We start from the raw sequence: 25,322 nt of genomic DNA, 5'->3' as shown, positions 1-25,322 counted from the left end.
TTTTGATTATTATTTCATTATTTATACCTCAAAGATATAACCAGTAAATGAAGACAAAATGAAGATTTAAGTAGTCTGAAAAAATTAACTTTTAATTGTGTTTTGATGTCTCTGGAACCAGCAAAGTAAAAGTTGTGCCCTCACCTAGAACAGAATTAACTTTAATTTCAATATGATGAAAACCAGCAATACTTTTTGCAATAGCAAGCCCCAGCCCCTGCCCTTCCTGATCTGAGCTTACTCTTGCAAATCGGTTAAAAATATTTTCGATTTGAGATTCATTTAGACCAATACCGGAATCTGTGATTGAAATAAAATACTGATTATGCAAAAACCCATCAGAAATACTAATACTTCCATCTGGTTTATTATACTTAATAGCATTCGTAACCAAATTATAAATGAGAATATGAATTAAGGTTTTGTTTCCTGTAAAAGCAAAATCATGTTCCATTTTATTAATAAACTGAATTCCTTTGTCATCTATACGATCCTGAAGATCTTCGTGGAGGTCATTAATTATTTCCTGAAAATTGATTTTTTCATTTGCTTCGTATTGATTGTTCTCAATTCGCGAAATCAGCAATAAATTATTGATGATTTTTTTCAGCATATCTAATGTCTTTAATGACCCGGCAATTTTATCGACAGCATTATCATCGAGAGAATCATTTTGTAATAAGTTCTCCAATTTGTTTTTGAGCAAGGCAATTGGAGTAAGGAGTTCATGAGAAACATTTGAGATAAATTGCTTTTCTTTCTTAAAAAGTTCTGCAATACGATCCATCATTTGATTTAAACCTAAATCTAATTCTCTAAAATCCCTTGACTTTGAATTTATGGGCGTATGATCAAAAACTTCGGGCTCATTAACTCGTCTTATTTTTGTATCAATAATTTTATAAAAGGGCTTGAGCAAGTATTCAATATAAAAAGTATCTGCCAAAAAGGTAACCAGCAGAATAACAACCAAAACCACAATAATGAAGAGCTTAATAATAAAAGTAAGATCTTTTACTTCGCTTAAGCTGCTTCCTATTTCGAGCTGGTAATTTTCGTTTTCATAACTAAAATAATGATGCAGAATCCGGTATTCATTTTCCTCTCCTTCAATAATTCGGTATTCATTACTGAATGTTGTTCTTTTTTGATGTTTTTTGGCTGGCACTCTGGACAGAACCAAAAATTCGCTGTGAAGTGTCGAAAACTGTGAATAAGTCTCGGTTGAATCGTCTTCATTTTCGATAAAATCATTAATTTCCTGCTGATTTAAATGATCAATGAATTTCTTCTTCTTTTCAATTAATCCGTTATTGATATGTCTGTACACCACATTTTCAACCAAAATAGGAAGCATAAGCCACAAAACCAAAATTACCAACAATCTTGTCAGTGCATTAAATATGGCCAATTGATGTTTTATCTTCACAACAATCTATTTATTCATTAATACGATAACCTACATTACGAACGGTTTCAAACCAATCGATAGCAGTATGTTTGTCTAATTTTTTTCGAAGGTTTCGAACGTGTACATCAATAAAATTAGAGTCTGAATTGATCTCGAGAATATCGCCCCAAATATGCTCTGTTAACTGCAGTCTGGTTATGACACGATTTTTATTTAAAACCAGGTACTGAAAAATATCAAATTCTTTTTTGGTCAAACTCAGAGGCACTTCATTAAAACTAACTTTATAATCCTGAAGCTGCAATAAAAAACCATGAATACTTAAATTATTTAAAGTAAAGCCATGAATCCTGCGTATTACAGCAAACAATCTTGCTGCAAGTTCTGTCAATGCAAAAGGCTTAGTTAAATAATCATCGGCACCTAAGTGAAGCCCATTAATTCTATCATCTAATTCTCCCCGCGCTGTCAGCACAATTACCGCGATTTTCGACTTGGTTTTTCTAATGGTCTGCAAGACTTCAAAACCATCTCCGTCCGGCAAACCCAAATCAAGCAACATTACATCGTAATCATTACTCCCAAATTCCTCGAGAGCATCGGCACAATTATTTGCAATTTTACAAATATACCCCGCATTGCACAGAAAGTCATAAACTTCTACCGCAAGCTCTTTATTATCTTCAACAATCAAAACGTTCATAAACCAGGCATTTAAACGCAACTAAAATTAATCAATTATCAAAAGTCCTGTCGCGCATTATTAAAAAATTAACGAATAAAAAAAGCTGACAAATTTCTTCATCAGCTTTCTTCAATCGCATTCTTCATAATCATTATTCCTGTTTTGCCTTCGTTACAATGCTTCGAAAACAAAACGAGAGCAATTCTTATTTTTTCACGGTTGCAGCTTCTTCTTTTGGAGTTTCAGCTTTTGCTTTTTTTCCGGATTTATGGTTGTGATGTTTTGTTGCTTTTACCTCTTTTGCAGGCGCTGCCTGAGCTGGAGTTGTTTGAGCACTTACCATTGCAGTTGTTCCTAGAACTGCCACTGCTAATAAAATTAATTTTTTCATGACTTTAATTTTTTAAATTGATTAATTTTTATTCTAAATTATTTTTTTGCTTATTTTTTTGCTTATTTTTTTACTTTTGCTGTTTCCGCTTTTGAAGCTTCGCTTTTCTCTGATTTTACTTTTTTATCAGATTTGCTTTTTGGGTGTTTTGTTGCTTTTACTTCTTTTGCAGGATCTGTTTTACCATCTTTTGCAGGAAACGCATGAACCATTGCACTTGTTCCTAAAACTGCCACTAATAACATCAATAAATTTCTCATGATTTCTAAGATTTAAATTAAATACCTTTTATTTTACAGATCAAAATTACCTTCAGCACATGAAGACAAAATGAAGAAATCCCTGAATAAAAAATTTTAACTTGATATTAACGCTTTGTGTTCTTTTCTACCCACATAACCTATGCAAGTCCATTTAATTTAGCGATATTCAAGCAGACGCGCTCTGAACATCTCTACATTACAGCATCTCTACTGCATCTGTACTGCCAAAATGAACTTATATAACTTATATGGTAAAAAATTTCTTTTTTGATTAATTTTTGAGACCTCAATTGTTTATTTTTACAGACTAATAATTTTTATATGTCGACTCAAAAACGCCTTTTTCTTCTAGATGCTTATGCATTAATTTTTCGTGGTTATTATGCTTTTATAAAAAACCCGCGAATTAACTCAAAAGGAATGGATACATCTGCAATTATGGGTTTTATGAACTCACTTTTAGATGTAATTAAAAGAGAAAAACCAGATCATTTGGCCGTTGCTTTTGATAAAGGCGGAAGCCATGTAAGAACTGAAATGTTCGTAGATTATAAAGCTAACCGTGATGCTACTCCGGAAGCAATTAAAATCGCCGTGCCGTATATTCAGGAATTATTAAAAGCCATGCATATTCCTATTATAGAAATAGAAGGATGTGAGGCCGATGACTTAATAGGAACTATTGCCAAACAAGCCGAGAAGCAAAACTATAAGGTATATATGGTAACTCCTGACAAGGATTTTGCACAATTGGTTTCTGAAAATATCTTTATGTATAAACCTGCCCGAATGGGTAACGGAATCGAAATTTGGGGAATTCCAGAGGTTTTGGCAAAATTTGAAGTTGAGAGACCGGAACAGGTAATTGATTTTCTTGGAATGATGGGCGACGCTGTAGATAATATTCCGGGATTACCCGGAGTTGGTGAAGTTACAGCCAAAAAGTTCCTGAAAGAATTTGGAACAATGGAAAACCTTTTAGACAACACACATTTGCTAAAAGGAAAAATGAAAGAAAATATCGAAGCCAACAAAGACAAAGGAATTTTATCTAAAAAACTGGCAACGATTATCTGCGACTGTGATGTAGTTTTTAATGAAGACGATTACGAACTTTCGCGTCCGGATATCGAAAAAACAGATGCTATTTTTCAGGAATTGGAATTTAGAAGAATGGCAGAGCAGTTTGACAACTTGTTTAAAGTGGGCGGTGGAAATGAATTAGCCAATAACACTCCGGCTCAGGATGCCAAATTATACAAAAAACCACAGCCAAAAAACGAAGACCAGTTTGATCTTTTTGGCGGAGGCGGTACTACTCTTGATGAAAGTGCAGAAGCAGCAAGAAATTCATTTTATAATACCTTAGAAAATACTGAGCATTCGTACCAGACTATTCAGGGTGACTTAGGAATTAAATTGCTTTTACAAAATTTACAAAAACAAACTTCTGTATGTTTTGATACCGAAACTACAGGAATCGATGCCTTGCACGCAGAACTTGTGGGAATGTCTTTCTCATACGAAAAAGGAAAAGCATTTTATGTTCCGTTTCCGGAAAGTCAGGAAGAAGCAAAAGTTTTAATAGACAAATTTGTTCCGTTTTTCGAAAATGAAAACATCGAAAAAATTGGACAGAATTTAAAATACGATTTAAAAATCCTTGCTAATTACGGCGTTACTGTAAAAGGAAAACTTTTTGATACCATGATTGCGCATTATCTAATCAACCCGGATATGCGTCACAATATGGATATTTTAGCCGAAACCTATTTAAAATATTCTCCAAAATCAATCGAAACCTTAATTGGTAAAAAAGGAAAAAATCAGCTTTCTATGCGCGATGTTCCTCTAGAAGACATTAAAGAATATGCCGCCGAAGATGCTGATATTACATTGCAGCTAAAAGAAATCTTTACAACAGAATTAGATAAAACAGAAACTAAAAAGTTATTTGATGAAATCGAGATTCCGTTAGTAAGCGTTTTAGCAGCAATGGAAACAGAAGGAATTCGTTTAGATGTTGATTTCTTAAAACAAATGTCTACAGAGATAGATGTTGAAATCAAATCTTTAGAAGAAAAAATATACGAAACTGCCGGCGAGAAATTCAATCTTGCTTCTCCAAAACAATTGGGAGATATTTTATTTGACAAACTTAAAATTGGCGGTGCAAAGCAAAAGAAAACCAAAACCGGCCAATATGCCACCGGGGAAGAAGTTTTGACTTATTTAGCAAACGACAATCCAATTGTAAAACAAATTCTGGACTGGCGTCAAATGGTGAAATTACAAAGCACCTATATCTTAGCCCTGCCGGAACAAGTAGATAAAAAAACCTTACGCGTTCATACAGATTACATGCAGACAGTTGCCGCAACGGGACGTTTGAGCTCTAACAATCCAAATCTTCAAAATATTCCGATTCGTACAGAAAGAGGCCGACAAATTCGTAAAGCTTTCGTTGCCCGCGATGAAAACCATACTTTAATTTCTGCCGATTACTCGCAAATTGAATTAAGAATTATCGCTGCTTTAAGTGGTGAAGAAAATATGATTGCAGCTTTCCAAAATGGAGAAGATATTCACAGAGCTACAGCAGCAAAAGTTTTTGATGTTGCCTTAGAAGAAGTTTCTCGTGAACAAAGAAGTAATGCCAAAACAGTAAACTTCGGGATTATATATGGTGTTTCAGCTTTTGGATTAAGTAATCAAACTTCATTATCCCGCGGTGAAAGTGCAGCTTTGATTGATGCTTATTATAAAACATATCCAAGATTAAAATCCTATATTCAGGAACAGGTTGAATTTGCACGCGAAAACGGCTATGTACAAACCATCTCCGGACGTCGTCGTTATTTAAAAGATATCAATTCTGCCAATGCGGTTGTAAGAAGCGCAGCTGAGCGAAATGCCGTAAACGCCCCAATTCAGGGAAGCGCCGCCGATGTAATTAAAATTGCAATGATCAACATTCATAAAAAATTACAAGCCGAAAACTGGAAATCTAAAATGCTGCTTCAGGTTCATGATGAGCTTGTGTTCGATGTTCATAACGATGAGCTCGAAAAAATCCAGCCTATGATTAAACACGAAATGGAAAATGCTTTTAAAATGGCAGTTCCTTTAGAGGTTGAAATTGGAATGGGGAAAGATTGGTTAGAAGCGCATTAATTATTTTAGATTTCAGATTGTTGATTTTAGATTTCTCGAAGTATTTAAACCGAATATTAATTGCAATTTGTAATGACAAAAAGAACAATATGCGCTAAAATACTTTTCACTTTAATTATAATGGCGCTTCCAAAATTAGGTACAGCTCAAATAAATGATGAAAATATTAGATTAGAAGTTCTTCACAAAAATGTTATTGGAAAAGAATTCGTTTTCGGAAAATGGAATGACAAAGGGGGAACAGAAACACATCTAATGTACCTTGGAAGTGTTAAAACTGAAAAAGGAAAAACATATAAAATTATGAATTCAGTTTGGGTTTGGGGTTTATCCTGCAGAGCTACCAGCAGGATTTTAATATTTAATGGCAAAAATCAGTATTTGGGAAATTATGGTTTAACTACAGATGCTCAATTGCCAACGGAATTAAACAATGGAATTTTAATCTTCAGAAACCTTGATCCTGAATGCGATAAAAAATTAGTTTCTAAAATTAATTTTAAGAAAGGTTTACCCCAGGAATTCTTTAGAGAATGTAACAATAAATTTGGCGACTCTTTTATTTTCGATGGGGAAAATTAGACAAACAAAAAACCATCAGTTTTAGCTGATGGTTTTTTATTATTTATACTTTTCTAGTCGATTCTCTTTCTTTCAATTTTGTTTTAATCACGATTGTTTCGTAATCTGAAGTTTCACCTTCCGGCTCTTCTAATCTTTCGATTAGTTTTTTGGCAGCAACTTCTCCAATTTCAATTCCGTGCTGGCTAACCGTTGTTAAACTTGGCGACAAACGTCTTGAAGCTAAAATTCCATCGGCAAAACCAATTATCGAAATATCTTCAGGAACTTTATATCCTTTTTTCAAACTCACTCTTAAAGCGGCAACTGAATCATTTTCATCTAAAGCAAAAATAGCATCAATTTTGTGATCGAAAATTGAATCAATTTTAGCTTTCATATCATCTTCAGAATCGGTACGAAGAATGATTTTTTCGTTTACCGGAATATTATTGTCTTTTAAAGCCTTTAAATATCCATCGGCTCTTAGTTTTCCAACACTTAAATTATCTACAGAAGAAATTAAAGCGATATTTTTACAGCCCAAATTAATTAAATGCTGTGTTGAGTTCAAAGCAGAATCAAAATCATCTACCACCACTTTATCACAATCTACTTCATCTGCGATTCGGTCAAACATTACAATTGGAGTTCCGTCATTAATAATAGCAGAAAAATGATTGTAATCCTGAAGCTTTTGTGCTTCTTCAGAAACCGAAAGAATAAATCCGTCGATGGCTCCGTTGCTTAACATTTCAAGCGTATGAACTTCTTTTTCTAAAGATTCATTGGAAATACACGTAATTACATTATATCCTTTTTTATCTGCTACCTTTTCGATGCCGCTAAAAACCTTAGCAAAAAAGGAGTTCAATATATTAGGTATAATTACTCCAATAGTTTTGGTTTTACGATTTTTTAAATTCAGACCAATAACATTCGGCTTATAATTTTTGAGTTTGGCATACTCCTTAATCTTCACCTTCGTCTGCTCACTTATTTCCGGACTGTCGTTTAGTGCTTTAGACACTGTAGACACAGAAACACCTAGTTCCTTCGCAATTTGTTTTAGAGTTGCTTTAGCTTTCATCTAATAAAAGTTTATGTAATTAATACAAATATAGTAGAATTACCGAAAATAAAACAAAAAACAACTACCAGTATTTGAAATTATACGACCTATTCGAAATAATTCTAAAAAAGAATGATTTTTCTGAAACCGCTTGTCTAAAAATTTCGTTAATAAGCTTAATACAATGTTATTAACCTTAATAAAAACCTAGATTATGAAAAACGAAGTTAAAATCCATGAAGTTGACCCTTCATTGGATAGCAGAAGGAGCTTTCTTAAGCTCAGTGGACTAACATTAGTGACCGCAGGTTTGGTTTTAGCTGGATGCAGCAACAATGATGATGACGATAAAATGGAGGACAATTCCTTACCGGGTGTCAAAAATGGTGTTTTTGACTTAGGCTCGGGAGATTTTGGTGTGCTTACTTATGCCTATGCCTTAGAGCAGTTAGAAGCAGACTTTTATACTAAAGTTGTAAATGCATCTAATTTCAATACTGTATTTAATGATACTGAACGTCAAGTTCTAACAGATTTATACCATCATGAAGTAATTCATAGAGATTTTTTTAAAGCAGCTTTGACCGGAGCACTGCCAGATCCCGGCTCGCAATTACTTCCTTCTTTGGCCTTTAGTTATGGTTCTTTAAATTTTAACAGCCGTACCGAAGTTTTGGCTACCGCAAAAGCACTTGAAGATACAGGTGTTGCCGCTTATAATGGAGCCGGAAGATTAATAAAAAGTGCTGATTATTTATTATTAGCCGGAAAAATTGTCTCTGTAGAAGCCAGACACGCTTCTGCAATTCGAAGTTTAATTAATCCTCATTCAAAAGATTTTGCAGGCGATGACATCGTAAGCACTTCCAGCGGACTGGATGCAGCGAAAGATCCTTCTAAAATTCTGCCTGTAGCAGCCGGATTTATCACAACAAAATTCACAGCCAACTATTTACCTTAATCTAACTAGCTAAAACTTAGAAATTATGAATATCTTAAAATTTATAGAAACCTTTACTGATGACAGCTTAATGAAAAGCACTGGTTCAAGAAGAGACAGTTTTACACAGTTTGGAAATATCGGAAAAAATCTGGCGCTGGCATCAATCCCTTTCGGATTATCGGCTCTTACAGGTAAAGCATTTGCAAAAGACATTACAGCAACTCCAGCTACACCTATAGGCGCTTTGCAGTTTGCACTTACCTTAGAATATCTCGAAAACGAATTTTACGCCATGGCATTAGACTCTGGAGTTATACCAGCTTCTGAAAACGGCGGACGCGATTTAAAAGTTTTTCAACAAATTGCAGCACACGAATCAGATCACGTTGCTTTTTTAATTGCCGGATTGGGCGGAACAGCAAGTGCCAACTTTGTTCCAAAACCAACTTTTGACTTTACTGTTGGCGGCGCTTTTGATCCTTTTAATGATTACCCAACCTTTTTAGCATTAGCACAAGCCTTTGAAGACACAGGTGTTAGAGCTTATAAAGGACAAGCGGCAAATTTAATCTCTACACCCGATTTATTAACAGCTGCATTACAAATTCATTCTGTCGAAGCACGACATGCTTCTGAAGTTCGACGACTTCGCGGCTTAAAAGGATGGATCTCAAATGCCGAAAGAGGCACAGGTATGCCCGCAGCAACGCAGGCAGTTTATGATGGCGAAGGTGTTACCATGCAGGCAGGATTCAACACAGCAGCTGCATTTGGCGCAGCGGCAGGCTCTGAAGCTTATGATGAACCACTTACCACACAACAAGTGGTCGATATAGCCAATATTTTTATTGTTTAGACAAAAAATTATTTCAAATATTAAACCAGCTTCGCGTTATTGTAAAGCTGGTTTTTTTATGGTTTTAAAAATAAAAACTGAGGGCCTGATTTTCAGGATATAAAATATTCTTTTCAGGTATTTGGTTTTAAAATAATTAATTGTACTTTTGCATCCCCTTTATTGGGGATGGAATGTTTAATTAAAATAATATTATGGACGCATTAAGCTACAAGACAATTTCAGCTAGCAAAGCCACTGTAACTAAAGAGTGGATTGTTGTTGATGCAGAAGGTCATAACTTAGGACGTCTTGCTTCAAAGGTTGCGATGATCTTAAGAGGTAAGTACAAGCCAAGTTACACACCGCACGTTGACTGTGGAGATAACGTAATTGTTATCAACTCAGAAAAAATTAACCTTACAGGTACAAAAATGAATGACAAAATTTACATGCGTCATACAGGTTACCCAGGAGGACAAAGAACTTTAACTGCTAAAGTATTGCAATCTAAAAACCCTGCATTATTAGTAGAAAAAGCTGTAAAAGGAATGTTACCTAAAAACAAATTAGGAGCTGAACTTTTTAGAAATCTAAATGTTGTTGTAGGTGCTGAGCATACTCACGGAGCTCAAAAACCTAGAACTGTTAACCTAAATGATCTTAAGTAATGGGAGTTATTCACAAAATCGGTAGAAGAAAAACCGCTGTTGCACGTGTATACGTTTCTGAAGGAACAGGAACAATCACTGTAAACAAAAAAGAATTCGCAACTTACTTTCCAACTGCAACTTTACAATACAAAGTTTTACAACCATTGTCTATGACAGAAAACGTAAACAACTTTGATGTTAAAGTAAACGTTTACGGAGGTGGTACAACTGGTCAGGCAGAAGCTGTTAGAATGGCATTAGCACGTGTAATGTGTGAAGTTAATGCTGAAAACAGAGGAATCCTTAAACCAGAAGGTTTATTAACAAGAGACCCAAGAATGGTTGAACGTAAGAAATTCGGTCAGAAGAAAGCTCGTAAGAGATTCCAATTCTCTAAACGTTAATATTACCTGTCTTGTTCAAATGGGACAAGACATTATCAATTATTTATTGAAATTAAAAAACACAGTTATTGTTGCTCTCCTATCGAGGTAGGATATAGTTTAGCATCTAAATGGGTTGAGTCTTAAAGTCGAAAGTCTTAAAGTCAAATGCTTGAAGCCTAAAGCTTACAGCTTAGCGCCTAGAGCCAAAACACATTGCTAATCAACAGAACGTAAACTAGTACAAAAATGGCAAACAAAATAGAAGTAAAAGAATTACTAGAAGCAGGTGTTCACTTCGGACACATGACTAGAAAATGGGATCCAAACATGGCTCCTTACATTTATATGGAGCGTAATGGTATTCACATTATCAATCTATATAAAACTGCAGCTAAAATTGAAGAGGCTAACGAAGCTTTGAAAAAAATCGCTGCATCAGGTAGAAAAATTTTATTCGTAGCTACCAAAAAACAAGCAAAAGACATCGTTGCTGATAAAGCAAAAGCTGCAAACATGCCTTACATCACTGAAAGATGGCCAGGTGGAATGCTTACTAACTTCGTAACTATCAGAAAGGCAGTTAAAAAAATGTCTTCTATTGATAAAATGAAGAAAGATGGTACTTTCATGACGTTATCTAAAAAAGAGCGTTTGCAAGTTGATCGTCTACGTGCTAAATTAGAGAAAAACTTAGGTTCAATTGCTGATATGTCTAGACTACCTGCAGCATTGTTCGTAGTAGATATCAAAGCTGAACACATCGCAATAAAAGAAGCACAAAAATTAAACATTCCAGTTTTCGCAATGGTTGATACGAATTCTGACCCAAGAGAGGTTGATTACGTAATTCCTGCAAATGATGATGCTTCTAAATCAATTGACAAAATTTTATCTTTAGTAACTACTGCAGTAATCGAAGGTCTTTCTGACAGAGGTTCTGAAAAAGAAACTGAGGCTGCTGCTGAAGAAGCTGCTCCTGCTGTTGAGGCTGAAGCTGCTCCTGCAACTGAAGAATAAATCAAATTTTAAATTCCAAATTTTAAATTCCAAAATCCAAATACAAAATTAAAAACGTTATGTTGATAATTTATTAAAATTGGAGTTTGGGATTTAAAAGCTGGAATTTTTTACTTTTAACATTAAAAATTCAAAATATTATGTCAACAATTACTGCTGCAGACGTAAATAAATTAAGACAATCTACAGGTGCCGGAATGATGGACTGTAAAAAAGCTTTAGTTGAAGCTGAAGGAGATTTCGATAAAGCTATACAAATCCTTAGAGAAAAAGGACAAAAAGTTGCTGCTAACCGTTCTGACCGTGATTCTTCTGAAGGAGCTGCTGTTTCATTTATCAATGCAGACAACACTAAAGGAGCTATCATCACTTTAAACTGTGAAACTGACTTCGTAGGTAAAAATGAAGCTTTCGTAACTTTAGCTAAAGATTTAGTTGAAAAAGCTATCAACTTCTCTTCTAAAGAAGAATTTTTAGCTTCTGATTTCAACGGAATCACTGTTGCTGAAAAACTAATTGAGCAAACTGGTGTTATCGGTGAAAAAATCGAAATTGGTGGTTTCGAAATTTTAGAAGGTGCTTTCGTTGGATCTTATGTTCACGTTAACAAAATTGCTGCTTTAACAGCTATTTCTTCTCCAATCGCTAATGCTGAGACTTTAACAAAAGATATCTCTATGCAAGTTGCTTCTATGGGAGCTGATACTTTATCTTACAAAGATTTTGACCCTGCTTTTGTTGAATCTGAACTTGCTGCTCGTATTGCTGTAATCGAAAAAGATAATGAAGAAGCAAAACGTTTAGGAAAAACTTTAAAAAATGTTCCTAAATACATCTCTTTCTCTCAATTAACTCCTGAAGTTATCAAACAAGCTGAAGAAGATGCTAAAGCTGAATTAAAAGCTGAAGGTAAACCAGAACAAATCTGGGATAAAATTCTTCCAGGAAAAGTACAACGTTTCATTTCTGACAACACTACTTTAGACCAGGAAAAAGCTTTATTAGATCAAAACTTCATCAAAGATGATAGTAAAAAAGTAAGCGATTACGTTAAAGGATTCAACGTTGAGATCACAGGTTTCAAAAGAGTTACTTTAGGTTAATATATTATTTCAATATTTAAAAAGCCCGAATATTTATTTATTCGGGCTTTTTTATGCTCTTTATTTTTCAACAGGAAAATTCCTCGCACGCATCAACGCATCTGACTGCGGAGCATGTCCTCTGAAATTCTCATACATTTCCTCGTTATCAATAGTATTTCCAACACTTAAAACAACGTCATATAAACGTTTTGAAACCTTTTTATCAAAAGGCCCGTCTCCTTCCAGAAATGCTTCATAAGCATCTGCATTTATTACATCTGCCCATAAATAACTGTAATATCCCGCTGCATAACCATCACTTGAAAAAATATGTGCAAACTGCGGAATTCTATGACGCATTACAATTTCTGACGGCATACTAATTTCTTCTAAAACTTCTTTTTCAAATTTATGCGGATCGATTGTTTCGTTTGTTAAATGCAGTTTCATATCGACAAACGAACTCGAAATTGTTTCTACCGTTGCAAAACCTTCATTAAAATTTGCAGCATTACCTATTCTTTCTACTAAGGATTGAGGCAGCGGTTCATTTGTTTTATAATGAAGCGCAAACCTGTTTAACACTTCCGGCGTCGCCAGCCAATGCTCTAATAACTGCGAAGGAAACTCAACATAATCTCTTGCTACAGAAGTTCCGGACAAACTCGGATAAGTAACATTGGAGCACAAACCATGTAAAGCGTGCCCAAATTCATGAAATAAGGTTGTGGCATCATCCCAGGAAATTAAAACAGGATCATCAGCATTTCCTTTTATAAAATTGCAATTGTTAGATACGATTGGAAGCACGTTTCCAACTATTTTCTGCTGGTCACGGTGCGAGTTCATCCAGGCACCAGAACGCTTTCCAACGCGGGCATAAGGATCAAAATACCACAAGCCTATTGGCTGGCCTGTATTTTTATTATTTACTTCCCAGACACGAACATCAGAATGATAAACAGGAACATCAAATAATTGTTTGAAACCTAAATCAAACAATTCGCCTGCTGTCCAAAACATTCCTTCGCGTAAATTTTCTAACTGCAGATATTGTTTTATTTCATTTTGATCTAAATCATATTTTGCTTTACGAACTTTTTCTGCATAATAACGATAATCCCAAGGTTGGATCTTAAAATTTCCACCCTCCTGATTTACCATTTCCTGCATAGCCGACACATCCTTTTTGACTTTTTCAACTGCCGGTCTCCAGACAGATTCCATTAAATCTAAAGTTTTCTGAGGATCTTTTGCCATTTTATTTGACAAACTCCATTCTGCAAAATTCTTAAATCCTAATAGTCGAGCCTTTTTTGCTCGTAATTGCAAAATCGAAACAAGTGTTGCGTTGGTATTATTTGCATTCTCATTATCACCGCGTTTCACAAAAATATCAAACGCTTTTTCTCTTAAATCCCTGCGGTTTGAGAAAGTCAAAAACGGTTCAATGGAAGATCTGGTATTGCCAATACTGGCCAAAACATTCAAATTTCTTTCTTTAGCTTCGGCAATAGCAGCTTCTTTAAATTCTTTTGGCAGACCATCCAAATCATTTTCAGATTGTAACTCTAAAAACTGATTGTTTTCTTCAGCCAATAATTTTTGGCTGAAAAGCGTAAAAAGTCCAGCCAGTTCCTGATTAATTTTAGCAACTTCTTTTTTATCCTTTTCATTTAACTCTGCCCCCTCCCTAACAAAATCAGTGTAATAAAGCCAAAGTAAACGTTGTTGTTCCGCATTTAATTTTTTACTGCTTTCAGATTTATACAATTTATCAATTCTTGAAAACAATTTTTCATTTTGATATAATTTATCACTGATCTCCGCCAGTTTTGGCGACATTTCTGTATCGACAATATTAAATTGCGGAGTACTTAAATTAGATCTGTAAATTCCGTAAACAGCATGAATTCGCTCTAATTTATCGCCAGAAAGTTCTAAAGCCAAAATCGTGTTCTCAAATGTTGGTGTTTCGCTATTATTTGCAATAGCTTCAATCTCATCTAACTTTTCCTGAATCGCAAATTCAATTGCAGGCTTAAAATCTGAAATTTTATATTTTGTAAAATCCGGTACACCACCATATAGTCCCTGCCATTGTTGCAGCAACGGATTTTCGAAATCAGTTTCTTTTTTCATAATAAATAATAATTAGTTTCTGCGCCGATTATTTTCAAAAGACAAATAACGACAGCATTCCCAAAATTAACCAATCAAAAGCAAACATCAAATGAAGTCGATTTTAAAAATGAATGAATTTCTATGATTTAAAGAAATAGCTTAAATTTGAAACTCATTAACCAAAAATAGAATGTTTAAAACCAGAAAAGAAATTGTTTTTGTAATCCTGGCAGGAATATTTATAACGAATGCCGTTGTGGCTGAGCTTATTGGAGGAAAATTAATTCAAATTGGCCCTTTTGTAATGAGTATTGGAATTTTGCCCTGGCCGATTGTTTTTTTAACCACCGATTTAATTAATGAATATTTTGGCGAAAAAGGCGTAAAAAAACTTTCATTTATAACGGCTTGTTTAATTGCTTATGCTTTTCTAATTTTATTTATGGCCATTGTAATTCCGGCGGCAAAAGGAATCAGTCCCGTTAATGACGAACAATTCGAAGCCGTATTTGGCCAGAGTATGTGGATTATTTTTGGAAGTATAATTGCCTTTATGGTTTCTCAATTAATAGATGTAAGCGTTTTTTGGTTTTTTAGAAAACGAACAGGGCATAAAAAAATCTGGCTGAGAACCACAGGATCAACTGTAATTTCTCAATTATTTGACTCTTTTATTGTACTTGGAATAGCATTCTGGCTCCCGGGGAAAATCGATTTTGATACTTTTATATCTTCAGGATTAATTGGATATACTTTTAAACTAGCAATCGCAATTCTATTAACTCCTGCAATATATCTAGGACATCATTTAATTAAAAAATATTTAGAAAATGATCCTGTTAAGGAATAACTTGTGACCATGAACAGAAACACTACCATACTCTTATTTACAATATTTCACTTCTTTTTCAGCTGCGGAAACGATCCAAAACAACAGCCGAAAAAAGAAGTGGTTTATCCTGTAAATAAGTTAAAACCAGTTTCTGAAAAAATCATAAAAAAAGCTTCATTAGATACAGTCGCTGTTTCCAAAGAAATAAAAAAGAAGGCATCGGCCGGAAAAAACAGCTTTGCAGTAAAAGAAGAGATAGATACAAAACCACAAATTGAGAATGAGCATACTCTAACAGAAAATATTCTAGACACAAAAAATGAGGCTAACAAATCGTTAATGACTTTTGTTAACTTAAGAAAAATTCTCTCTCAAAGTAAAATTGGCCAGACGGTAACACAAAAGCAGTTAACGCAAAACTTTCAAATTCCGGAAGAAGCGGTAAAACTGGTAAAAAGCATTACCAAAATCGCCGAAGACGAAATAGCCGTAAAATGGCATTCGACCTGGTTTGTAGAAAAAGTATCTGACGCAAAATTTAGAGACGGATTAATGAAAATTAGGTTTAAAGCCAATAAACTCTATACTTCCGGCAATGCGATCGGCATTAAATACGACAAAAAAATCTATACTGATTTAATCATAATTGGACGTTCAGCCTATATTCCAACCGTAAAAGGTTACAGCTGGCAAATTGGAAAATAATGGAAAAAGAAAACATTATACGATGCGGCTGGTGTTCAGCAAGTGATTTATATAAAAAATATCATGATGAAGAATGGGGCGTTCCGGTTTACGACGATTCTTCTTTATTTGAATTTTTAATTCTGGAAACTTTTCAGGCCGGGTTAAGCTGGATCACCATTTTAAATAAAAGAGAGAATTTCAGAAATGCATTCGATCATTTTGATTATAAAAAAATCGCAAATTATTCTGAAGAAAAAATTAAAGAATTATTACAGAATACAGGAATAATACGCAATAAACTCAAAGTTAAATCGGCTGTTTCAAACGCTCAGGCATTTATGGAAGTTCAGAAAGAATTTGGAAGTTTTTCAGCTTACATCTGGAAATTTACCGATGGAAAACCTATTGATAATAATCCAAAAACTTTAAAAGATGTTCCCGCTACAACGCCTCTTTCTGATGCTATTAGCAAGGATTTAAAAAAACGAGGTTTCAAATTTGTAGGCTCAACCGTTATTTACGCTCACATGCAGGCAACCGGAATGGTCAACGACCATATCCAAGACTGCTGGACGAGAACTCAGTAATCAGTCACAGTTTTCAGTCGCAGTTTTCAGTTTTTTTACCCTTAAACTTGAAACCTGAAACTTTTAAACAAAAAATTACATATATTTGCTTCACACTTTAGGGGTGTCTACAACTTGTAGGCTGAGATTTTACCCTCTGAACCTGATCTAGTTCATACTAGCGTAGGGAAAAGTAAGATGACTTCTGCGCGCATTTCTATGCGTTTCTGTAGCCATTCCTAAAGTATAACTATATACTAAATTCAAGAGGAATGGAACTAAAAATCAATCAACAAACCAAACATTTCAATGCTGAATCGCTAAGCGTTCAATCATTGCTCGATCTCGAAATTCCGCACAAACAAAACGGAATCGCCATTGCTATAAACAATACTGTTGTTCCAAAATCTAATTGGAGCGAATTCTTCGTATCCGAAACCGACGAAATTCTAATTATTTCTGCAACCCAGGGCGGATAAATTGCGTCCCTACGGAAAAACAAACACAATCCAGATCAACTTTAAAATTGAAACCTGAAACAAAAAAACTTATGACAACAGAAGAACAAATATCCAGAACCCCGTTTCCAAATTCTAAAAAAGTATATATTAATGGAGAAATTCATCCGATAAAAGTAGCGATGCGCGAGATTCATCTCAGCGACACAAAACTTTCTAATGGTGGTATTGAGAAAAATCCGCCTGTAACAGTTTATGATACTTCTGGGCCGTATACTGATCCAAACGTTGAAATTGATATTAGAAAAGGACTGCCACGCTTACGCGAAAGCTGGATTCTGGACCGAAATGATGTTGAAATTTTAAGCGAAATCACATCCGATTACGGACAAACCCGACTGCGTGATGAAAGTCTCAATCATTTGCGTTTCGAATACTTGCATCAGCCAAAACGTGCCAAAAAAGGCGCAAACGTAACACAATTATATTACGCAAAGCAAGGCATTATTACTCCTGAAATGGAATATATCGCCATTCGCGAAAACCAACGTATTGAACTTTTAAACGAGCAGACAAAAGCAATGCAATGTCAGCACGGCGGTCATAGTTTTGGGGCCAATACGCCAAAAAGCAAAATCACTCCCGAATTTGTTCGTTCTGAAGTTGCCTGCGGAAGAGCTATTATCCCAAACAACATCAACCATCCGGAAAGCGAACCTATGATTGTGGGACGTAATTTCTTGGTTAAAATAAATGCCAATATTGGGAACAGCGCTGTGACTTCGAGCATTGAGGAAGAAGTTGAAAAAGCCGTTTGGGCTTGTCGCTGGGGAGCTGATACAATCATGGATTTATCTACCGGAAAAAACATTCACGAAACCAGAGAATGGATTATTCGTAATTCTCCAGTTCCAATTGGCACCGTTCCTATTTATCAGGCTTTGGAAAAAGTAAAAGGAATTGCCGAAGATTTAACCTGGGAAATTTTCCGTGATACCTTAATCGAACAGGCAGAACAAGGCGTTTCGTATTTCACGATTCACGCCGGAGTTTTACTTCGCTACATTCATTTAACCGCCAATCGTGTTACGGGAATCGTTTCGCGCGGAGGCTCAATTATGGCAAAATGGTGTTTGTTACATCACAAAGAAAACTTCTTGTACACTCATTTTGAAGAAATCTGTGAAATCATGAAGCAATACGATGTCGCTTTTTCTCTGGGAGATGGTTTACGTCCGGGTTCGATTGCAGACGCTAACGACGCTGCTCAATTTGCCGAGTTAGAAACCTTAGGCGAATTAACCAAAATTGCCTGGAAACATGACGTTCAGGTTTTTATTGAAGGCCCAGGACACGTGCCAATGCACATGATTAAGGAAAACATGGACAAACAATTAGAACATTGCCATGAAGCTCCATTTTATACTCTTGGCCCTTTAACCACAGATATCGCACCGGGTTACGATCATATTACCTCTGCAATTGGGGCAGCAATGATTGGCTGGTACGGATGCGCCATGTTGTGTTATGTAACACCAAAAGAACATCTTGGTCTGCCAAACAAAAAAGACGTAAAAGACGGTGTGATTACCTATAAAATTTCGGCACATGCCGCAGATTTGGCAAAAGGTCATCCGGGTGCGCAATACCGTGATAATGCTTTGAGTAAAGCTCGTTTCGAGTTCCGTTGGGAAGATCAGTTTAATCTGGCTTTAGATCCTGATACAGCAAGAGAATTTCATGACGAAACGCTTCCGGCAGATGGAGCAAAAGTGGCCCATTTCTGTTCGATGTGCGGACCAAAATTCTGCTCAATGAAAATATCTCAGGAAATCAGAGATGTTGCAGCAGCTGAAAAAGGAATGCAGGAGAAATCAGAAGAGTTTATTGAACAAGGGAAAGAAATTTATATATAGTGTGAAATGTGAATTGTAAAAAGTGAGATTTAAATGCAAAGACCTATGTTTTTAACTTTTTCAACTCTCACTTTTTACAAACAACATTTCACTTCTAACATCTCACAAAAATGATGATAATTACAAATCCTTCAGCAATTGCACATGAAATCAGCATTATTGATTCTTTATTTGAAGAAGGCTTGCCTTTGCTTCATATTCGGAAACCTGATTTTTCTGAATTGGAAATGGCACGACTCATTCATCAAATAAAACCAGAATTTAGAGATCAACTTGTTTTACACAATCATCATGCAATGGCTGAGGATTTTGGAATTTACCGATTACATTTTTCTGAAAAAAGTAGAAAAGAAGCTTTTGAATTTCCTGCAAGGTCAAAACCTTGTAGGTTTCATTCAACTTCAACACATTCTATCCAAGATTTTAACTCTTTAGAAAATGATTTCGATTACGCCTTTCTAAGCCCGGTTTTTAAAAGTATCTCTAAAGAAAATTACCACCCGAAAAGAGATCTTTTTGAAGAAATAAAATCACGGACAAATTTTAAAACAAAAGTGATCGCTTTGGGCGGCGTTACTTCTGAAAACATACATAACCCACTAAAAAATGGTTTTGACGATGCTGCGCTTTTAGGAGCTATTTGGAACAATGAAAACCCATTAAAAGAATTTAAATTATGTCAGAAAATCGTCCTTTCGCACTTACAATCGCAGGTTTAGATCCGTCCGGAGGCGCAGGTATTTTAGCTGATGTAAAGACATTTGAACAACATAAAATTGTTGGTTTTGCTATTGCTACGGCCAATACGATTCAGACCGAACATAAATTTTATGAAATCGAGTGGATGGATTTAAGTTTTGTTCTTCGATCAATTGAAACCCTTTTTCAAAGCTATAAAATTGATGCGGTAAAAATTGGGATTGTTCCATCAATACAGTATTTAAGGGAAATTGTTTCAACAATAAAACGAATTTCTCCTGAATCCAAGATCGTTTGGGATCCGGTTTTAAAATCGACAACGAAGTTTGAGTTTATGAATATTGAAAATCACCTGGAATTGAATAAAATTTTATCGCAAATTGATTTGATTACACCCAATTATAATGAAATTGAAATTTTATTTCCCGGGTTTGTTCCGAAAAAACTCTGGTTAAATGCGATTCCAACTACTATTTTATTAAAGGGAGGACATAATGAAACCGCAATTGGAACTGATCGTTTATTTCTAAAAAATGAAATTTTGGATTTGCTTCCAACTCAAAAAAAATGCTTCGAAAAACACGGTTCCGGCTGTGTACTTTCATCGGCAATTGCTTCAAATTTAGCCTTAAATCAAACTATAAAAGAAGCCTGCAAAAATGCTAAAATATATATCGAAAAATACCTGAGCTCAACATCAACTTTAATCGGATATCATTATGTATAATAAACTGCAATATATTTCTCAAGGAAACACAATCGAAGAACAATTGTACAATATTCATCAGGCTTTAGATGCAGGATGTGACTGGATACAAATGCGGTTTAAAAACCAAACTGAAAAAAACAGTTTTAAACTGGCAGAAGCAGTAAAACTTCTCTGCGAAGAATATCTCGCCGCATTTATCGTAAACGACAATCTGCATCTCGCACAGCAAATCAATGCCGACGGCGTTCATCTTGGCTTAACTGACATGAAAATTGACGAAGCAAGAGCCATTTTAGGAACCACAAAGATCATTGGCGGAACAGCTAATACTTTTGAAGACATTCAAAATCACGTAAAAAACAGCTGTGATTATATTGGTTTAGGTCCTTTTCGATTTACCAATACAAAAGAAAAGCTAAGTCCAATTTTGGGTTTGTCCGGATATTTTGAAATTCTTCAAAAACTGAAAAAGAACAAAATTGAGGTTCCCGTTTATGCCATTGGCGGGATCACATTGAAAGATGTAAGTCCGTTAATGGAAACTGGAATTTTCGGAATTGCGGTTTCTGGAATCATCACCGAAAGCACTGAAAAGAAAATACTCATTCAACAACTAAATGAAAAATTATATGCAAACGTCATTGTTTAATATTGGAGATAAAAGCTTCAAATCGCGTTTGTTTCTAGGAACAGGGAAATTTGGATCAAACAAAGAAATGGAAGAAGCGATTTTAGCTTCAGAAAGCGAATTGGTTACGGTTGCACTCAAACGCGTTGATCTCGAAACTGACACAGACGCAATTCTATCACATCTGCAGCATCCTAATATCAATTTATTGCCTAATACATCTGGTGCAAGAAATGCTAAAGAAGCCGTTTTTGCTGCACAATTAGCCCGCGAAGCTTTAGAAACAAATTGGGTAAAACTGGAAATTCATCCGGACCCAAAATACTTAATGCCGGATCCAATTGAGACTTTAAAAGCAACAGAAGAGCTGGCTAAACTTGGCCTTTTAGTACTGCCTTATATTCACGCCGATCCTGTTTTATGCAAACATTTGGAAAATGCAGGAACAACTGCCGTGATGCCATTAGGATCTCCAATAGGAAGCAACAAAGGTCTAAAAACCATTGATTTTTTAGAAATTATTATTGAACAAAGTACTGTTCCGGTTATTATTGATGCTGGAATTGGCGCTCCATCTGACGCTGCAAAAGCAATGGAAATTGGTGCCGATGCCGTTTTGGTAAATACTGCAATCGCTGTTGCAGGAAATCCAAAATTAATGGCCGAGGCTTTTAAAGAAGCGGTAATCGCCGGAAGAAAAGCCTTTGAAGCGAGAATTGCAAACCAGCAAAATTATGCTGCAGCGTCTAGCCCTTTGACTTCATTTTTATATGACTAAATAATTTAACCGCAAAGTTCGCAAAGAAAAGCGCTAAGAACGCAAAGCTTTGCGAACCTTGCGTAAATCTCCGCGTGCTTTGCGGTTAAAAAACTATGAACACATTCAAATCTATTTTTGAGCAATATAATTGGGATTCCATTCAATCCAAAATATATAAAACCACAGCAAAAGATGTCGAAAGAACTTTGGCAAAAACCAAATACAATCTCGATGATTTTTTGGTTTTGATCTCTCCTATTGCCCAGAATTATTTAGAAGAAATGGCCCAGAAATGCCATGAAATCACCAAGAAACGTTTCGGGAAAACGATTCAGATGTATGCCCCTTTATATTTGAGCAATGAATGCCAAAACATTTGCACCTATTGCGGATTTAGTTTAGACAATAAAATCAAAAGAAAAACTCTTTCGGATGCTGAAATAAAATTAGAAGTTGAAGCTTTAAAGAAAACGGGGTTCGATCATGTTTTATTGGTTACAGGCGAGGCAAATTATACCGTAAATATTAATTATTTCCTGAATGCAATTGCATTAATACGCGAACAATTTTCGATTATTTCTGTTGAAGTACAGCCGCTTTCTACAGAAGATTATGAGATTTTGCACAATGCGGGCGTTTATTCGGTTTTGGTATATCAGGAAACATATCATAAGGAGGTTTACAAAAAGTATCATACCAAAGGCAAAAAATCAAATTTTGACTATAGATTAGAAACTCCAGACCGAATTGGCACTGCCGGAATTCATAAAATTGGCTTAGGTGTTTTATTAGGTTTAGAAGACTGGCGGACAGATAGTTTTTTCAACGCTTTGCATTTAGATTATCTTCAAAAGAAATACTGGCAGACTAAATATTCCGTTTCGTTTCCCCGCCTCCGCCCTGCCGAAGGAATTATCGAACCCAATTTTATTATGGATGATAAAGACCTGACGCAATTAATCTGTGCTTATCGTTTGTGGAATGAAGATCTGGAAATTTCAATTTCGACACGAGAAAACGAGAAATTCAGAAATAATATAATCCCAATTGGTGTTACGAGCATGAGCGCAGGATCAAAAACGAATCCGGGTGGTTATGTGGTTGACCCACAGTCTTTAGAACAATTCGAAATCAGCGACGAACGCTCTGCTGATGAAATTGAAAGAATTATAAAAAACAAAGGTTATGAACCTGTTTGGAAAGATTGGGACAGAAGTTATATTTCAGATTTTAGAGTTTAGATTTCAGATTCTTTTGTTTGCTTTTCATCAATCTAAAATTAATTAAAATGAGCGTAATACAAGAATTTCTTCGTTACAACAGACAGACCATTCTTCCGGAAATTGGAGATGAGGGTCAGGAAAAATTAAAAAAAGCACGAGTTTTAGTAATTGGCGCAGGCGGTTTAGGCTGTCCGATTTTACAATATATTGCTACAGCCGGAGTTGGATTTATAGGTATTATGGATTTTGATACGATTGAAATTCACAATCTGCACAGACAGATTTTGTATACTGAAAATGAAATTGGCCGGCAAAAAGCGATTGCAGCAAAAGAGGTAGTTTCAAAATTAAATCCACTTATTGAAGTTGCTGCGATTACAGAAAAACTAACTGCCGAAAATGCATCAGAAATTATCCGTCAATATGATTTTATTGTCGATGGCTCAGATAATTTTTCGACTCGTTATTTAGTCAATGATACTTGTGTTAAGCTTAAAAAACCTTTGGTCTACGGAAGCATTTTGAGATTTGAAGGCCAAATCGCTGTTTTTAATCATAAAGGAAGCAAAAACCTCCGTGACCTCTTTCCCGAAATGCCGGATCCTAAAGATGTTCCGAATTGTAGTTTAAACGGGGTTTTAGGAACTCTTCCGGGAATTATAGGAAATATGATGGCGCACGAAACTTTAAAACTAATTTTAGAATTGCCTTCTTTAAAAAATGAACTTATAATTTTTAATACGCTGAACTGGAATTTTACTAAACTGAATTTCTAAAATACAAGTGCATCTCCAACATTGATAATTCCAGAATTCAGGCTTACGATATTGGTTCCGAATAGAACAGAGTTATCTACATTTCTATATTTGCTTAAAGTTTTTAGAGGTTCTTTTTTTAAACGCCCATTTTCGGGATCATTATTAACCATAATGCATCTTCCGCAAGGTTTTATGTTTTTAAACTGAACTTCCCCAATAGAAAAAGTTTTAAAATCATCTTCCTCATGAGGAATTCCGCTGCTTACTACAATATTAGGACGAAATCTTAAAATGGTGATCTTATCGTCTAACTTCTCATTTAAAAAATCCAGACTTTGTGTGCCGATTAACAAATAAGGATATCCATCGGCCAAACTTACGTTGAAAGTTTCTTTTAATCTGGAACTTTCGTGTTTGCGATCTCCATTTTTTATAATTTTAACCAGTTTACATTCAAAACCCAAATGCTGGCTGAACCATTTTGAAGTTTCGCGATTTACTTCAACCACTTCGCTTTTATCATCCCAGACATTTACTTTCAGCACACTCTCTAAATGCTCATTAATAGAAAATTCATGTTTTTTATCCTTAAAAGTTATACTGATTTTTCCATCTGAAATTTGCGGGTAAAACTGACTCATAATTCGATGTTCCCTTTGTGTGATCATTTGGTTTTCAGCATCAACCAACATCCATCTTCTGTCATTTTCAAATCCCATTTCCTGAGCAAATGCAGAATTACAGCTTATACCAGCCAGACTTTTTATTGGATAAATATAGATTTCCTTTACAACATGCACTGCGCTCATTTTATTTACTTTTTAAAATAGACATAAATTCATCACGGTCAATTTCGCGGCATCCCAAACTCTCCAAATGCGAATTATAAACCTGACAATCTAATAATTTGTAATTTTCTTTTTTTAAATAATTCACTAAAGATATAAAAGCAGTTTTTGAGGCATTAGAGACTTTAGAAAACATACTTTCACCACAAAAAACATGTCCTAAATCTATTCCGTATAAACCTCCTACTAAAACCTCATCCTGCCAAACCTCAACAGATTTTGCAATTCCTTCTGCATTTAATACACAATAGGCTTCGATCATTTGGTCAGAAATCCAGGTACCATTCTGACCGTCTCGTTTTATCTGCTGACAATTTAAAATTACCTCTTTAAAAGCGGTATTAAAAGTAACCGTAAACTGGTTTCGATTCAAAATATTACGCATGCTTTTAGACACAATTAGCTCATCTAAAAACAAAACCATTCGAGGATCCGGCGCCCACCAAAGTATAGGTTCGCCTTCATTAAACCAGGGAAAAATACCGCTTTTGTAAGCCAGCTTTAATCTTTCCGGGTTTAAATCGCCTCCAATTGCCAGAATGCCTTCTTCATCAGCTTCTGAAACTGGCGGGAAATATAAATCTTCGAGTAAATAATACATGTTTAATAATCAATTTTAAATGCCAATATAATTTGAA

General features: G+C 35.2%; 27 protein-coding genes and 1 riboswitch. Of the genes, 19 read left to right on the top strand and 8 right to left on the bottom strand.

Annotation, left to right across the window (positions count from 1 at the left end; all coding sequences use genetic code 11):
• Positions 1 to 91: 91 nt before the first annotated feature.
• From BKM63_RS09110 to BKM63_RS09095, 4 genes are all read right to left on the bottom strand, one after another.
• Positions 92 to 1,429 carry a sensor histidine kinase gene (locus tag BKM63_RS09110; protein WP_242661122.1) on the bottom strand — a complete coding sequence of 446 codons (1,338 nt, stop codon included), beginning with the start codon at positions 1,427 to 1,429 and terminating at the stop codon, positions 92 to 94.
• Positions 1,430 to 1,439: 10 nt separating this feature from the next.
• Positions 1,440 to 2,114, bottom strand: a complete 675-nt coding sequence (locus tag BKM63_RS09105; protein WP_071636277.1) for a response regulator transcription factor — start codon at positions 2,112 to 2,114, stop codon at positions 1,440 to 1,442.
• A 187-nt stretch (positions 2,115 to 2,301) separates the two neighbouring features.
• Complete coding sequence (locus BKM63_RS09100) at positions 2,302 to 2,487, bottom strand: hypothetical protein (protein ID WP_071636276.1); 186 nt, start codon at positions 2,485 to 2,487, stop codon at positions 2,302 to 2,304.
• Between the two features lie 62 nt (positions 2,488 to 2,549).
• The gene (locus BKM63_RS09095) at positions 2,550 to 2,747 is read right to left on the bottom strand and encodes a hypothetical protein (protein WP_071636275.1); all 198 of its coding nucleotides are present in this window, start codon (positions 2,745 to 2,747) and stop codon (positions 2,550 to 2,552) included.
• Positions 2,748 to 3,071: 324 nt separating this feature from the next.
• On the opposite strand from BKM63_RS09095, the gene polA reads away from it, so the two are divergent.
• Both polA and BKM63_RS09085 read left to right on the top strand, forming a co-directional pair.
• Positions 3,072 to 5,924: a DNA polymerase I gene (gene polA, locus BKM63_RS09090; protein WP_071636274.1), complete on the top strand. Its 2,853-nt coding sequence runs from the start codon at positions 3,072 to 3,074 to the stop codon at positions 5,922 to 5,924.
• 72 nt (positions 5,925 to 5,996) lie between these two features.
• Positions 5,997 to 6,506, top strand: coding sequence for a hypothetical protein (locus tag BKM63_RS09085; RefSeq protein WP_123907058.1), 510 nt, complete (start codon positions 5,997 to 5,999; stop codon positions 6,504 to 6,506).
• A gap of 43 nt (positions 6,507 to 6,549) precedes the next feature.
• Here BKM63_RS09085 and BKM63_RS09080 read toward each other — a convergent pair whose 3' ends face one another.
• Positions 6,550 to 7,575: a LacI family DNA-binding transcriptional regulator gene (locus BKM63_RS09080; protein ID WP_071636272.1), complete on the bottom strand. Its 1,026-nt coding sequence runs from the start codon at positions 7,573 to 7,575 to the stop codon at positions 6,550 to 6,552.
• 196 nt (positions 7,576 to 7,771) lie between these two features.
• Here BKM63_RS09080 and BKM63_RS09075 point away from each other — a divergent pair, with 196 nt between their 5' ends.
• From BKM63_RS09075 to tsf, 6 genes are all read left to right on the top strand, one after another.
• Positions 7,772 to 8,518 carry a ferritin-like domain-containing protein gene (locus BKM63_RS09075; protein WP_071636271.1) on the top strand — a complete coding sequence of 249 codons (747 nt, stop codon included), beginning with the start codon at positions 7,772 to 7,774 and terminating at the stop codon, positions 8,516 to 8,518.
• 25 nt (positions 8,519 to 8,543) lie between these two features.
• The gene (locus BKM63_RS09070; protein ID WP_071636270.1) at positions 8,544 to 9,356 is read left to right on the top strand and encodes a ferritin-like domain-containing protein; all 813 of its coding nucleotides are present in this window, start codon (positions 8,544 to 8,546) and stop codon (positions 9,354 to 9,356) included.
• Between the two features lie 194 nt (positions 9,357 to 9,550).
• A complete protein-coding gene (gene rplM / locus BKM63_RS09065; protein ID WP_026983738.1) occupies positions 9,551 to 10,006 on the top strand; it encodes a 50S ribosomal protein L13 in 456 nt (151 codons plus the stop codon).
• Complete coding sequence (gene rpsI / locus BKM63_RS09060) at positions 10,006 to 10,392, top strand: 30S ribosomal protein S9 (RefSeq protein ID WP_071636269.1); 387 nt, start codon at positions 10,006 to 10,008, stop codon at positions 10,390 to 10,392. Before rplM ends, rpsI begins: the two co-directional genes overlap by 1 nt.
• 228 nt (positions 10,393 to 10,620) lie before the next feature.
• Positions 10,621 to 11,391 (top strand): 30S ribosomal protein S2, encoded by a 771-nt coding sequence (gene rpsB / locus BKM63_RS09055; protein ID WP_071636268.1) that lies wholly within the window; start codon positions 10,621 to 10,623, stop codon positions 11,389 to 11,391.
• A 140-nt stretch (positions 11,392 to 11,531) separates the two neighbouring features.
• Positions 11,532 to 12,494: a translation elongation factor Ts gene (gene tsf / locus BKM63_RS09050; RefSeq protein WP_071636332.1), complete on the top strand. Its 963-nt coding sequence runs from the start codon at positions 11,532 to 11,534 to the stop codon at positions 12,492 to 12,494.
• Between the two features lie 60 nt (positions 12,495 to 12,554).
• Here the strand turns inward: tsf and BKM63_RS09045 are convergent, their stop codons facing one another.
• Positions 12,555 to 14,618: a M3 family metallopeptidase gene (locus tag BKM63_RS09045; RefSeq protein WP_071636267.1), complete on the bottom strand. Its 2,064-nt coding sequence runs from the start codon at positions 14,616 to 14,618 to the stop codon at positions 12,555 to 12,557.
• Between the two features lie 172 nt (positions 14,619 to 14,790).
• On the opposite strand from BKM63_RS09045, the gene BKM63_RS09040 reads away from it, so the two are divergent.
• The 11 genes from BKM63_RS09040 (at position 14,791) to BKM63_RS08990 (ending at position 23,854) form a co-directional block, all read left to right on the top strand.
• Positions 14,791 to 15,450, top strand: a complete 660-nt coding sequence (locus tag BKM63_RS09040; protein ID WP_071636266.1) for a queuosine precursor transporter — start codon at positions 14,791 to 14,793, stop codon at positions 15,448 to 15,450.
• A 9-nt stretch (positions 15,451 to 15,459) separates the two neighbouring features.
• Positions 15,460 to 16,137, top strand: coding sequence for a hypothetical protein (locus BKM63_RS09035; RefSeq protein WP_071636265.1), 678 nt, complete (start codon positions 15,460 to 15,462; stop codon positions 16,135 to 16,137).
• A complete protein-coding gene (locus BKM63_RS09030; protein WP_071636264.1) occupies positions 16,137 to 16,706 on the top strand; it encodes a DNA-3-methyladenine glycosylase I in 570 nt (189 codons plus the stop codon). Before BKM63_RS09035 ends, BKM63_RS09030 begins: the two co-directional genes overlap by 1 nt.
• An 89-nt stretch (positions 16,707 to 16,795) precedes the next feature.
• Positions 16,796 to 16,892, top strand: a riboswitch (TPP riboswitch).
• Positions 16,893 to 16,957: 65 nt separating this feature from the next.
• Entirely contained in the window at positions 16,958 to 17,164 is a 207-nt protein-coding gene (thiS, locus tag BKM63_RS09025) for a sulfur carrier protein ThiS (protein ID WP_071636263.1), read from the top strand.
• 71 nt (positions 17,165 to 17,235) lie between these two features.
• On the top strand, positions 17,236 to 19,059 hold the full coding sequence (thiC, locus tag BKM63_RS09020; RefSeq protein ID WP_083572201.1) for a phosphomethylpyrimidine synthase ThiC: 1,824 nt from the start codon (positions 17,236 to 17,238) through the stop codon (positions 19,057 to 19,059).
• 110 nt (positions 19,060 to 19,169) lie between these two features.
• Positions 19,170 to 19,778 carry a thiamine phosphate synthase gene (locus BKM63_RS09015; protein WP_071636261.1) on the top strand — a complete coding sequence of 203 codons (609 nt, stop codon included), beginning with the start codon at positions 19,170 to 19,172 and terminating at the stop codon, positions 19,776 to 19,778.
• Complete coding sequence (locus BKM63_RS09010; RefSeq protein ID WP_071636260.1) at positions 19,736 to 20,485, top strand: hydroxymethylpyrimidine/phosphomethylpyrimidine kinase; 750 nt, start codon at positions 19,736 to 19,738, stop codon at positions 20,483 to 20,485. The genes BKM63_RS09015 and BKM63_RS09010 overlap by 43 nt, the downstream gene beginning before the upstream one ends.
• On the top strand, positions 20,478 to 21,116 hold the full coding sequence (locus tag BKM63_RS09005; protein WP_071636259.1) for a thiamine phosphate synthase: 639 nt from the start codon (positions 20,478 to 20,480) through the stop codon (positions 21,114 to 21,116). The genes BKM63_RS09010 and BKM63_RS09005 overlap by 8 nt, the downstream gene beginning before the upstream one ends.
• On the top strand, positions 21,097 to 21,873 hold the full coding sequence (locus BKM63_RS09000) for a thiazole synthase (RefSeq protein WP_071636331.1): 777 nt from the start codon (positions 21,097 to 21,099) through the stop codon (positions 21,871 to 21,873). Before BKM63_RS09005 ends, BKM63_RS09000 begins: the two co-directional genes overlap by 20 nt.
• Positions 21,874 to 21,968: 95 nt before the next feature.
• Positions 21,969 to 23,096 carry a 2-iminoacetate synthase ThiH gene (thiH, locus tag BKM63_RS08995; protein ID WP_071636258.1) on the top strand — a complete coding sequence of 376 codons (1,128 nt, stop codon included), beginning with the start codon at positions 21,969 to 21,971 and terminating at the stop codon, positions 23,094 to 23,096.
• 47 nt (positions 23,097 to 23,143) lie between these two features.
• Positions 23,144 to 23,854 carry a HesA/MoeB/ThiF family protein gene (locus tag BKM63_RS08990; protein ID WP_071636257.1) on the top strand — a complete coding sequence of 237 codons (711 nt, stop codon included), beginning with the start codon at positions 23,144 to 23,146 and terminating at the stop codon, positions 23,852 to 23,854.
• Here the strand turns inward: BKM63_RS08990 and BKM63_RS08985 are convergent.
• Together BKM63_RS08985 and aat are read right to left on the bottom strand one after the other, a co-directional pair.
• Entirely contained in the window at positions 23,851 to 24,645 is a 795-nt protein-coding gene (locus BKM63_RS08985) for an MOSC domain-containing protein (protein ID WP_071636256.1), read from the bottom strand. The two genes, BKM63_RS08990 and BKM63_RS08985, sit on opposite strands and share 4 nt — an antisense overlap.
• A 1-nt stretch (position 24,646) precedes the next feature.
• Complete coding sequence (aat, locus tag BKM63_RS08980) at positions 24,647 to 25,285, bottom strand: leucyl/phenylalanyl-tRNA--protein transferase (RefSeq protein ID WP_071636255.1); 639 nt, start codon at positions 25,283 to 25,285, stop codon at positions 24,647 to 24,649.
• Positions 25,286 to 25,322 lie beyond the last annotated feature (37 nt).

It is taken from the genome of Flavobacterium johnsoniae (assembly GCF_001879205.1).
Taxonomy (GTDB): domain Bacteria; phylum Bacteroidota; class Bacteroidia; order Flavobacteriales; family Flavobacteriaceae; genus Flavobacterium; species Flavobacterium johnsoniae_A.
This window is presented reverse-complemented; position numbering and strand designations above follow the sequence as displayed.